The 11402-nt window shown below is 59.7% G+C and carries 9 protein-coding genes; 1 reads left to right on the top strand and 8 read right to left on the bottom strand.

What is annotated here, in order from left to right:
• Positions 1–54 precede the first annotated feature (54 nt).
• Positions 55–2316 (top strand): catalase/peroxidase HPI, encoded by a 2262-nt coding sequence (gene katG / locus Q6A51_RS14660; protein WP_304575102.1) that lies wholly within the window; start codon positions 55–57, stop codon positions 2314–2316.
• Positions 2317–2378: 62 nt separating this feature from the next.
• Here the strand turns inward: katG and Q6A51_RS14655 are convergent, their stop codons facing one another.
• The 8 genes from Q6A51_RS14655 to Q6A51_RS14620 form a co-directional block, all read right to left on the bottom strand.
• Entirely contained in the window at positions 2379–3632 is a 1254-nt protein-coding gene (locus Q6A51_RS14655; protein ID WP_201019162.1) for a vWA domain-containing protein, read from the bottom strand.
• Between the two features lie 48 nt (positions 3633–3680).
• Positions 3681–4181 carry a hypothetical protein gene (locus Q6A51_RS14650; protein WP_025260439.1) on the bottom strand — a complete coding sequence of 167 codons (501 nt, stop codon included), beginning with the start codon at positions 4179–4181 and terminating at the stop codon, positions 3681–3683.
• Between the two features lie 7 nt (positions 4182–4188).
• Positions 4189–4923 (bottom strand): hypothetical protein, encoded by a 735-nt coding sequence (locus Q6A51_RS14645; RefSeq protein WP_201019163.1) that lies wholly within the window; start codon positions 4921–4923, stop codon positions 4189–4191.
• Between the two features lie 33 nt (positions 4924–4956).
• Positions 4957–6408, bottom strand: coding sequence for a formylglycine-generating enzyme family protein (locus Q6A51_RS14640; RefSeq protein WP_304575153.1), 1452 nt, complete (start codon positions 6406–6408; stop codon positions 4957–4959).
• Positions 6409–6493: 85 nt separating this feature from the next.
• Positions 6494–7717: an ABC transporter permease gene (locus Q6A51_RS14635; protein WP_304575101.1), complete on the bottom strand. Its 1224-nt coding sequence runs from the start codon at positions 7715–7717 to the stop codon at positions 6494–6496.
• On the bottom strand, positions 7701–8393 hold the full coding sequence (locus tag Q6A51_RS14630) for an ABC transporter ATP-binding protein (protein WP_122321365.1): 693 nt from the start codon (positions 8391–8393) through the stop codon (positions 7701–7703). The genes Q6A51_RS14635 and Q6A51_RS14630 overlap by 17 nt, the downstream gene beginning before the upstream one ends.
• A gap of 1 nt (position 8394) precedes the next feature.
• Positions 8395–10374, bottom strand: a complete 1980-nt coding sequence (locus Q6A51_RS14625; RefSeq protein WP_405046152.1) for a vWA domain-containing protein — start codon at positions 10372–10374, stop codon at positions 8395–8397.
• Positions 10375–10376: 2 nt separating this feature from the next.
• Positions 10377–11402 carry a hypothetical protein gene (locus tag Q6A51_RS14620; protein ID WP_095066986.1) on the bottom strand — a complete coding sequence of 342 codons (1026 nt, stop codon included), beginning with the start codon at positions 11400–11402 and terminating at the stop codon, positions 10377–10379.

The raw sequence follows: 11402 nt of genomic DNA, 5'->3' as shown, positions 1-11402 counted from the left end.
CCCGGGCTTCAGGCCTGGCCGGATAGCAGGATGCAGACCAAGAGGTAGCCGTAAATGTCAACCGAATCAAAATGTCCGTTCAACCATGCAGCAGGTGGTGGTACAACGAACCGAGACTGGTGGCCAGAGCAACTCAATCTGAAGATCCTGCATCAGCACTCATCCTTGTCCGATCCTCTGGGTGAGGCATTCGATTACGCAGAAGCGTTCAAAAGCCTCGACCTGGAGGCCGTAAAGAAAGACCTGCATGCCCTGATGACCGATTCCCAGGACTGGTGGCCAGCCGACTTCGGCCATTACGGTCCGCTGTTCGTGCGCATGGCCTGGCACAGTGCTGGCACTTACCGTACAGCCGATGGGCGTGGCGGTGCCGGTGCGGGTCAGCAGCGTTTTGCGCCGCTCAACAGTTGGCCGGATAACGTCAGCCTGGACAAGGCGCGTCGCCTGATCTGGCCAATCAAGCAGAAATACGGCCGCAAGATCTCCTGGGCCGACCTGATCATCCTCACCGGCAACGTGGCGCTGGAGTCCATGGGCTTCAAGACCTTCGGCTTCTCCGGCGGTCGCCCTGACGTGTGGGAACCAGAAGAAGACGTGTACTGGGGTTCTGAAACCACCTGGCTGGGCGGTGAAACCCGCTATGGCAAGGACGCGCAGCCACCGGGCGAGGGCGTTCTGGTGGCCGAGCCTGAACTGCATGGCAGCGAAGAAAAGCGCACCGACAGTGAAGGGCGCAACCTGGAAAATCCGCTGGCCGCCGTGCAGATGGGCCTGATCTACGTAAACCCGGAAGGCCCTGAAGGCAACCCGGACCCTGTCGAGTCCGCCAAGGACATTCGCGAAACCTTCGGTCGCATGGCCATGAACGACGAAGAAACCGTTGCCTTGATCGCGGGCGGTCACGCCTTCGGCAAGACCCACGGTGCAGGTCCGGCAAGCCATGTAGGCGCCGAGCCTGAAGCCGCTGGTCTGGAAGAGCAGGGCTTTGGCTGGAAAAACAGCTTTGGCACCGGCAAGGGCGCCGACACCATCACCAGCGGCCTGGAAGTGACCTGGACCTCCACGCCAACCAGGTGGAGCAACGAGTACCTGGAAAACATGTTCCGCTTCGACTGGGAACTGACCAAAAGCCCGGCAGGCGCACATCAATGGACGCCGAAGAACGGCGAGGGCGCCGGCACTGTGCCTGATGCCCACGATCCAGCCAAACGTCATGCACCGAGCATGCTGACCTCCGACCTGGCGCTGCGTTTCGACCCGATCTATGAGCCGATTTCCCGTCGCTTCCTCGCCAACCCGGATCAACTGGCCGACGCCTTTGCCCGCGCCTGGTTCAAACTGACCCACCGCGACATGGGGCCGCTGGCACGTTATCTCGGGCCGGAAAACCCCACCGAAGAACTGCTCTGGCAAGACCCGCTTCCAGCCCTCGACCATGCCCTGGTGGATGACAGCGACGTTACAGCCCTCAAGAGCAAGATCCTGGCTTCGGGCCTGTCTGTTTCGCAACTGGTGTCCACCGCATGGGCATCGGCGTCGACCTTCCGTGGTTCCGACAAGCGCGGCGGTGCCAATGGTGCGCGTATCCGTCTGGCTCCGCAGAAAGACTGGCCGGTCAACCAGCCTGAACAACTGGCGAAAGTACTGAAAACACTTGAAGGGATTCAGGCCGAATTCAACAGCGCACAGGCTGGCGGCAAGAAGATTTCCCTGGCCGACCTGATCGTCCTGGCGGGTAGCGCAGGCATCGAAAAAGCAGCCAGCAATGCCGGGCAGAGCGTCAAGGTCCCATTCACACCGGGCCGCACCGATGCTTCGCAGGAGCAGACCGACGTGGAATCCTTCGGTTTCCTCGAACCCATCGCCGATGGCTTCCGTAACTATCTGAAAGGCAACTACAAGGTATCGGCCGAAGCGCTGCTGGTGGACAAGGCGCAACTGCTGACCCTGACCGCGCCTGAGCTGACCGTGTTGCTGGCAGGCCTGCGGGTCCTGAATATCAATGCCGACAGCAGCCAGCATGGCGTGTTTACCAAGCGGCCAGAGGCGCTGACCAACGACTTCTTCGTCAACCTGCTCGATATGGGGACAGCGTGGAATGCGACTTCAGGCGCCAACGACAGCTTTCAGGGACGTGATCGCAAGACCGGTCAGGTGAAATGGACCGGTACCCGCGTCGATCTGGTCTTCGGCTCCCACGCTCAACTGCGGGCAATCTCCGAAGTCTACGCAAGTGCTGACGCCCAGGAGAAGTTTGTCAGCGACTTCGTTGCAGCCTGGACCAAAGTGATGAACCTGGATCGCTTCGACGTCTGAAGCCATTCCGGCAAGTAACAACCTGAAGCGGCGTGAGCCGCTTCAGGCCATTCTCCGGATCGTTATGGCCTCTGCTCGCCCGAGCAGTTCGGTTTGTCCGATACCTCATCCATGGCTTCACGCAGCATGCGCTGCACCTCTACGGCATTGTTTGCCGCATAGACCCGGCCTCCCGTGTTTTCGGCGATGCAGTTGGACAGGGCGCTGTCACTGATATTGACCACGTTCACTCGCAGCCGTGGCTGCTGGCTGGCGATACGTGCCGACACCTCGCAAGCGTTCTGCTCACAACCATCTTCTCCGTCGACAAACATCACCACGACCGCATCCTTGAAGCGCCCGTCGACCTTGCTGGCTGCCTTGGCAAGACTGTCTGCCAAAGGTGTGCCGTCATCTGCCTGAAGCTGGTTGACGCCGGCAATCAGCTGTGGCCGTGCGTTGCGGCCGAACAAGCCCTGATCCACCGTATTGGCGCAGCCCCTGAAGGTAATCAGGCGGGTATCGATGTCCGGGTGCAGTTGATCGATCATGGCCGCAAAGGATTGCTTGGCCACTGTCATGCGGGTGGGTTCTGCCAGCAGGCGGGCTTTTCTAGGGTTGGTTTCAGGCAGGCTCTGACCTACCTGAGAAAGCCATTCTTCGTCTGCGGCCGTTGCATTGATGTTGATGTTCATCGAGCCGGAGGTGTCCAGCACCACCACGAAATCCGGTTTGGGCGCGTTCGCGGTGCAGGCATAACTTTCTATGGGCGTTGGATAAATCAGGTTCCACAAGCTGCCTCGCCAGGTCCAGAGCAGCCACAGCAACAGAAGCAGCAAAGGCAACAATAGCAACCACAGGGGAATGCGCAGCCACCAGCGATTTGACGTCACTCCGGGTGAAGGCGCGGGACTGGAAACGGGTGGTACAACGGGTGGCAATTTGGGTTTCAGGCCCCAGCGAACCACTACCGGTTCATCGTTCAGGCTGTAGAGATTGTTCAGATCCGGCGCACCGATCAGGGTGTTCAGTGCCTGAGAATCCTCGGTCTTGCCGCGGGCTTTCAGCTCATCCGCCAATTGCCGGATGGCCTGCTGGCGTTGTTCGTAGCGAGCCAGAAGCGCTTGCCGTGCTGTGGGGCCAAGGCTTTCATAGGTCAGCGGCTGGCCTCCGAGTTCCGACCACCATTGCAGCGTGTCCTGGGTTCCGGCTCGCGGGATGGCATAAAGGCTGGCAACACTGGGCGGAAAGTGACGGTGCAGCAGTTCGACCTTGCTTTCCAGGCTACGCAGCAGTTCTGGAGGATGGGATGTGGCGTCGCGGGTGATGCGTTGCATGGTGCGGGTCCAGAACAGGAAGAGGCCCCGCAGGGCCTCAAGAAAGGGTCATTCGTAGCCGAGGCTGAGTTGCAGCCTTGAAACCTTCTGCTGCAGGGTTTTGAGCTCCAGCTTGCGGGCTTCGATTACTGACGGATCTGTGCTGGCGGTGAGTTTTTTCTGAGCGGCCATCTGTTTTTCCAGGTCGGCGATCTGCTGTTGAACCTGGGACTTGTTGGCATGACGGGTCTTGAGCTGACCCAGCAGTTTGCTCATGGACGTGTCCAGCACGGCCTGTTGGCGTTGTTGTTCGGCCAGGTTTTTGCTGGTGGCTTGCTGTTGGGCCACCAGATTGTCGTAGACCTCGTGGAAGGCGGCGTTTTCGTTGCGTGCCGCCGCCAATGCCTGCTCACGCTGGCGGATCTGGTCGCTGTAGCCACCCGAATGATCGCAGTTCATCTTGGTGATCAGGCTGGCCTCGGTATTGTTTGAGTCGCAGCTACCAGGTTGAGTGGCACAGCCACCCAACAGCAACAGCCCTGAACTGACCAGCAATGCGCGAATGATCATGTCCACCTCAACCCAGAGTGATAGCCGAGCGCTGGCTATAAAGGCCGTCGACTTCCTTTTGCAGGGACGCGACCTTGGTGTTCATTTTGGCAATTTCACCTTCGATTTCGGTAACTTGCTTGCCGCCGCCGTTGGTACGCTCGAGTTGCGCGGTTTTCTGGTATTCGGTCACTTTGTTGCGCATGCCGTCCAGGTCCTTGCGCATTTGCGTGATGTTACTGTCGACGCTGGCGATTTCCTGCTGGGCCTTGGCCTTGTCCACGGTCTTGTTCTGGATTGACTTCTGTATATCGGCGATACGTCCTTTGTCGTCGTTGATCACCTGCTGCAGGGTGGCGGTACGCAAGGCGACTTTATCGGTATCGGCTTTGACTTCGTCATTCATCAACTGCAGACGCTGGGTCGTGTTGGAGTACTGGCTGCGGCGATAGTCGTAGTAATAGTTGGCACCCATGGCCACGCCGCATGCGGCGATACCGGCTACCACCATGCATTTGACCTTGTCGTTGGGGTTGGCCACTGCGCACGCCAGAATGCCCACTCCTGCAGCGCCGGCACAGGCTGTCAGGCCCGAGGAGGAGAAGAACTTGGCGTCGGCGCTCTGGGTCAGGCGAGGGTCGGGTGCCGTGCCGGTCTCGCCAAGCATATTGCTGCCTGTGTGAGCGCAACCGCCCAGTACCAGACTGACGGACAGAAACAGGCCCAGCATGGCCTTGGGAAGATAATCACATACTTGTTTCATGCTACAGCTCCTGGTGGTAAACGGTGCATCGAATTACTGACTGACGGCCTTGCAGCGGCCAAGCCAGGCATCGGTGTCGATTTTCTGGGTTTTGAGAAAGGCCTGCTGATTGACCCAGTGGGTCTGCAGATACGGCTTGAGCTCTTTGAGCTGTTCGTTGCGGGCGACGATTTCACCCATGACCGGTACTTGTCGGGCCAACAGCGGTTCGCCATAAAGGGTGCCGGAATCCACCAGACTGCTGGCGTAGTAGCGGCTTAGCTTGTGCAGACGATCTTTCTGTTCGTCGAGTTTGCTTTTGCGCATCGGGCAACTGCTGTCCTGCTCGCTTGCCGAGCAGTTGAGCTCGTAGTTCTTCTGCAGGAAGTCCAGGTACTTGCCGTCGTCGAGCATCTTGGTGCACAGGAACGCACCCAGATTGAGGCTGGCGCGTATGGCCTGGTCACGGGTTTCTTCCTGCTGCTGGTTGCTGGCGCGCAGCTGGTTTTCCAGGGTCTTGAGCTGTTCCTTCAAGGCTTCGTCGGCAACCCCCGAAGCCAGAGTGCCAAGCGCCTGCACGGCATTCTTGTCGTTACCTTGAGCTGCTTCGCCACTGCCGGTGCCAAGTTTTTTCCAGCTGCTTTCAATACTGCTGACCCGCTCGCGGGAGGTGAGAGTGCTGGACACCAGTGCCAGACGCAGACCTGTAGTCTTGCTGGTAGCGGCGGTCTTGTCTTCGTAGTAATTGCGCTCCTTGCGCAAAGCGCTACGCAATTCACCCTGGGCCGTGCGGTAGTCGCCACCGCGCACCACATAGCCACCGGCCTGACCGTGCTGGCGGTCGAGCTTGTTCAGGCGGAACGGCTCGAACATCATCTCATCGATGTTGCCGAGCATATCGTGCAGGCCCAGGGGGTTGGGCTTGAGCAGGCCCGCCAGTTGCAATTGGCCGTTGGAAGACTGGGCACCGGCGAACCATTCATAAGCGTTCAGTCCGTCTGGCATCGGATAGCGCAGATCCCGGAACTCGGCAGTGCTGACATTCAGCCCGCCGCGAGCTGCAAACTCCCATTCCACTTCGGTCGGCAAACGCACAAAACCGGCCACTCCATCTTCCTTAGGCAACTTGTCGGCTGCGTTCTGGCGCAACCACAGGTTGTATTTGTCGGCGGCTTCCATGGCCTGCATCCAGCTCAGGGAGACTGCTGGAAAGCGTTGCTTGTTCGAGGGCGTCGGACATTCTGCCTGCGTCAGGGCGCGGTATTGCAGGTCCGTCATCTCGTATTTGGCCAGCAGGTAGTAACGCGATTTGGCGGTTTTCTCGGCGGTGAAGCTGCCCGCTATGAATGCCGGGTGAGTCTGTTCCACATAGCCCCATTCGCTGTTGTCGCCACCTATATTGATGGGGTAGTCGTCCAGCGGGCCTGCCAGGGGAATGAATACTTTGCGAAACACCATGGCGCCGTCGCAAGGCATGGGCAATACCACATCTTCTGCAGCGGGCATTGGGTTGTAGAGTTTCTCTTCCCAGGCAGCCGAAGCCTGAAGGCTGGCCAGGGCTAGTGGCACAAACAGCAAGTGGCGCCAGTGTCTAGAGTTCACGAAGACTCTCCGCAGGTTGGATTCTGATAGCCCGTGTGGCACCGACCAGTGCGACCAGCGCCGCGACTGCAAGGGCGAGCGCCAGCGCTGCCAGGCCGTGCAAAGGGGTGATGTGGCAAACGAAACTGCCGGTGATGCGTTGTCCACCCAGTAGTTGGTTAAAGGCCTGGCTTCCGGCAAGGTAGAAACACAGGCCGCCGAGATAGCCTGCCAATGCGAGCACTACGGCTTGCAAGACCACGTAGCCTGCAACGGCCGGGCCGGTAAAACCCATAAGTCGCAACAAAGCCAGGCTGCGGCGCTTGCGATCGATATTGGCGAGAAAGGCGCCCACCAACGAAGCGATACAGCCCAGCAAGGCTGCACCGGCAATGACTCCGAAGATCACACCCAGCACATGGTTTATCGCTTTGACATTCTCGATATCGGCCAGTCGACTACCGGTTTCAATGTGCTGTGCGTTCAGCCAGCGCTCCAGCGGCGCGACACTTTCGATGTCTCGTGCATACAGGCGGGCGCGAGCATAGCGGGGCGTCAGGCGTTCTGATGGCTGGCCGCTTGTGGCGCCAAGGGCATCGACCGCATAGCCATCGCGAAAGCGCTCCAGTTGCAGCAGCAGTTCGGGATGGACGAATGCCGCCGGACGCGAAAAGCCCGCAGCGGGCAGGGTGGCAACCAGGGTCAGGGAGGTTTCGCCTCTTTCAAGGGCTCCGTCCAGACGTCGCTGCACACGCAGGCGCAGGGTATCGCCGGTTATCAGGGAAAGACGTTCGGCAGCTGCAGAGCTGAGAATCACCTGGTCAGGCAGAAGTGCGCTGGCAGGCATGTTCAATAACGGGTCTGCGACAGCGGTGGGAATGATTTCGGCGTTGTCGACAAAACGGCCTTTGCTGCCGATCAGGTCGGCTTGGGTATTGAGCGAGCGGGTCATACCAAGGGCAAAACCGGTTTCCGGCCGCTGTTGCAGTGCGCTCAGCCATTGCTGGTCATAGTTGCCGCTGCTCAATAGCTTGATTTCCAGATTGCGTGGGTCGCGAAGTAACTCACCCTGCAACTGGCTGACCACGCCATGCTTGAGTCCGAACAACAACAGCAGGGGAGCAATCACTGCCACCAGCGAGGCCGCTATGCACAAGGACACCTTTCGGTCATGCCAGAGGTCGGCCAGAGCCAGGCCTGCCAACAGGCAGAGGCGCTCAATGGACCGTTTCAAAGCGCGTTTCCCCCGGCAGGTTGACTGCACTCAGGCGCGGCAGACCGAAGCTGTCCACCAGCCCCCAGTCATGGGAAACCACCAGCGCGCTGAGGCCCAGTTCGTCCACCAGCCCGAGCAGCAACTCGAACAGTTGTCGTGCATTGTGGGGGTCGAGTGCCGCTGTGGGTTCGTCAGCCAGCAGGAGTTGCGGTTGATGGGCAATGGCGCGCACGCAGGCAACCCGTTGCCGCTCACCGATGGACAGCGCCTGAGGCAGTTTTTCCAGCAAGGGTTCCAGATGCAGAGCCGCGATGGCCCGTTCTACATGATCGCTTTTGTTGCTCAGCCCCAGCAGGCGCCTGGGCAGGTTGATATTGTCCCGGACCTTGAGGAAAGGCAGCAGCCCGCCGCTTTGCAGCACAAAACCCAGTGAACGGGCGCGCACATCGGCCAGTGCCACTTGATCGTCGGCGGCCAGCAGGGCAGCAATGTCCTGACTGCCCAACTGATACTGTCCAAGTGCGTCGGGAGCCAGCAGTAGCCCCAGCGTTTCGAGCAATGTGCTTTTGCCGCAACCGCTCTCACCAGTAATCGCCAGCACTGCGCCGCGTGCCAGATTCAACTCTGGCACATGAACCCGGTGCGCACTTGCGCCGACTCCTCGCTGTATCTTCAGTCCCTTGATCCGGAGCATGTCAGGGCATCATTTCCAGCGGCACGGGGTAGACGTTGTCACGGGCGTCGCTACCTTCTGCCAGTGATACCCAGCGGTCCACATCGGCGTTGTACACCTGGTAATGGCGCAGTTTGGTCGAAAGGGTGCGAATGAATTTTTCCTGAGCCAGGCCATCCCAGCTTTTCCAGGTTTCTTCATCCAGGTTCAACACTTCACTGTGGTAGGGCAGGTCTTCCAGGTACTCTCCCAGCACGCCGAGCTCCGACAGTTTGGCGGTGCCGTTTTGCTTGAGCTGGTTGGGGTCGGTGCCCATGGTGGCGGCAACCGAACGCAGGCGGCCGAACATTTCGCTCGGGGAAATCAGGCCTTCGTTGGCGGCATCGAGGATTTTTTTCAGCACGTCGCTGAGGTCACTGAGTTGTGCCTTGGTCAGCAGCACCCGCACATCAGTGGTCGGGACGTTCTGTTTGATCGGGTCACGGTCAGCGATCCATGCCTGGAAGACCGGCGGTGCCTGAGTGCCGGTTTTCTCACCCAGATAGGCCAGGCGCATGGCATGACCGATCAGCGCCGCATCGTCGAGCATCTTCTGTTCGGCGGGGGTGGCCTTGGCGTTCATGGCACTGCCAATGGCATCGTCGCCCATGTAGGCGGCTTTCACCTGGCTGGTAATGGCGCTGGCCAGGGTATCGACCTTGCTGCCAAAGGTATTCAGGTCGCCGGCATCCACCGGGTAGTACAACGAAGTGTTGGTGCCGCTGTAGGTGGACAGCGCCTGATACTGGGCCTCGGCCTTGGCGTGGTCCTTGACGCCGGCAGCGGTTTTCAAGTGCAGGGTGTAGATGGCCACGCCGGGGTTACTGGCTTCGATGCGCACCTGTTCAGCATTCAGCCCTGTCTTGGACAGTTTGTCGTCTCCCTCCAGAGCGCCAGCATCGGTAATCAGCACTACATAGCGAGCGCCGAAGGGGCTCCAGTCCACCTGCTCAATGGCTTGCATGACACCGGCATACGAGTCTTCGTCGAAGCTTTTGCTCGACACTTTCGCCTGTTTGAGATCGGCGGCCTTGGCCAGGAAGTCATCACCGTCTTTCACGGTATTGGGGTCGGCGTACATCTTGGTGACGTATTCCAGGCCCGGTACTGCCTGGGTGCTGGAGCGGAATGCGACCAGACCGAACTTCACCTGGCGGCCAAGGTTTTCCTTGGCAATCTGCGCATAGACCTTGCTGATGGCTTCGCGAGTACGCTCGATGTAAGGGTCCATGGATATGGTCGAATCGATCACGAACACTACTGCGGCGCTGAACTCCTTGAGCTGGCTGGCGGCGTCTACAGGCTGCTGCCCCTGACCCTGTGCTGCACCGGTCTGGCCCGCTTGCCCGAGATTTGCCGAATCAGCCTTGCTGACCGAGGCGACATTGAGAATACGGGTGCGAAAGCCTGCCTCGGTCATGACTTCTTCGCCACTGAGGACCGGCAGCAGATAGAACTGCTTTTGCATGTCGATGAAGTATTCCGGCTCCTGGGCCAGTACGCCCGGCGCAAGCGTGTTCTGCTTGAGCTTGGCCCGCAGCGGGGCAACATGGCTTACCGGGTCCGGCGCATCAAGGATGCCTTCAAGGGTCTTGCGCTCCTTGAAAAACATCAACCGGTCGCGGTTGGCCGGGTTGGTGAAGGCCAGGGTCAACTGCATCTTCCAGTCCACGGTGCAGGCAGCAGGCAACCAGCCGCTGGTCTTGCCGAAACTGTCAGGGCCGACCTTCAGCCATTCAGCATTACCAGTGGTGGCATGCTCATAGACATAGAAGCGGCTGAACGCCGGTTGCTCCGCGCCGGGAGCGCCACCGGCGGCTGTGCTCAAGTGGCATCCGGGCGTTGTGAGTACGCGCTGGAACAGGGTTTTCTTGCCTTCCTGCAGCAGCGGTTTGTCGGCGGCCAAAGTGTAACCGCTGCTCAAACACAGGCAGGCGGCGAGAGTCAGGGAAGCATTGCGCAGGCTCACGGCTTGAGTTCCTTCAGACGTTGTGCGGCTTCGGCGTTGTCGGCCTGATAGCTGAGGATGGTCTCGTACCAGTAAGCGGCAGTGGCATTGTCCGGGGTGGCGAAGCAGGCACTGGGTTGCAGGTACTTGGGGTCATACTCGCGGGCATAGGCTTGAGCCACTTCGACATTGCCAGCCTGGGCGCGATTGGCGTACAGCCGCTGCGCGACACCGCATTGTTTGTTGGCCTTGGCCAGCTCGATGACCTTGAGCAGCGCCGCGCTGTCCGGTGCCTGCTTGATGCAGCCCTGGACAAAGTTCAGTTCGGTTTCGCGGCTCAATGCTTCGACACTGCACGGCGCTGCGGCTACTGCCGAGGCAGGCACAGGTTCTGCGATGACCGTTGGAGTCGTCGGAACGACAACGGGCTCGGGAGCAACTGGCTGTTTGAGCCAGAACCACAGACCTGCCGCGATAGCCAACAAGACCAGGAGGCCGATCAGCAGCAGGGGCAGACGGCTTTTGGTCGGTTGTGGTGCTTCGGGCGGTGCCGGTGGTGTTGGCTCCGCGACGGGTTCGGGCAGCGGTTGTACTTCCTCAGGTTCGAGAGCCGGTTGCGGTATTACCTGTGGCTGCGCGAGGCTGACAGTGGTTTGCGCTGCGCCGACACCGGTTGCACTCACTGCAAGGGATGAGTTCAAGCCGGGAGCAAGGCGCATCGGGTTTTCATCTTCGGCGCTGCCATCCGGGCTGCGCAGGCGAAAGTTGAATACACCAGTGGCTGAACTCAGCAGCAAGGGGTCGACGATTTCCGGGCCAGCCTGATAGCTGATCGAGTCGCCATCGGCATCTTCCACGAAATGCTGAGCAAACCAGCAGGGTGCATTGCCCCATTGCTGGTCGTGTTGCAGGTAGTAGTCATCCTGATTGCGCTGAATGGCGAACTCCAGGTTGCCAGCATCATGTTCCCAGCCACGTACTTGAAGAAAGGCGCGCCCTGGAGCGGGGGTTGCCAAGGGAGTGAGTTTGATCGTGATGGACAT

It is taken from the genome of Pseudomonas serbiensis, assembly GCF_030580745.1.
GTDB lineage: Bacteria > Pseudomonadota > Gammaproteobacteria > Pseudomonadales > Pseudomonadaceae > Aquipseudomonas > Aquipseudomonas serbiensis.
The sequence above is the reverse complement of the archived record's forward strand: the minus strand, read 5'-3'. Positions and strand labels throughout refer to the sequence as shown.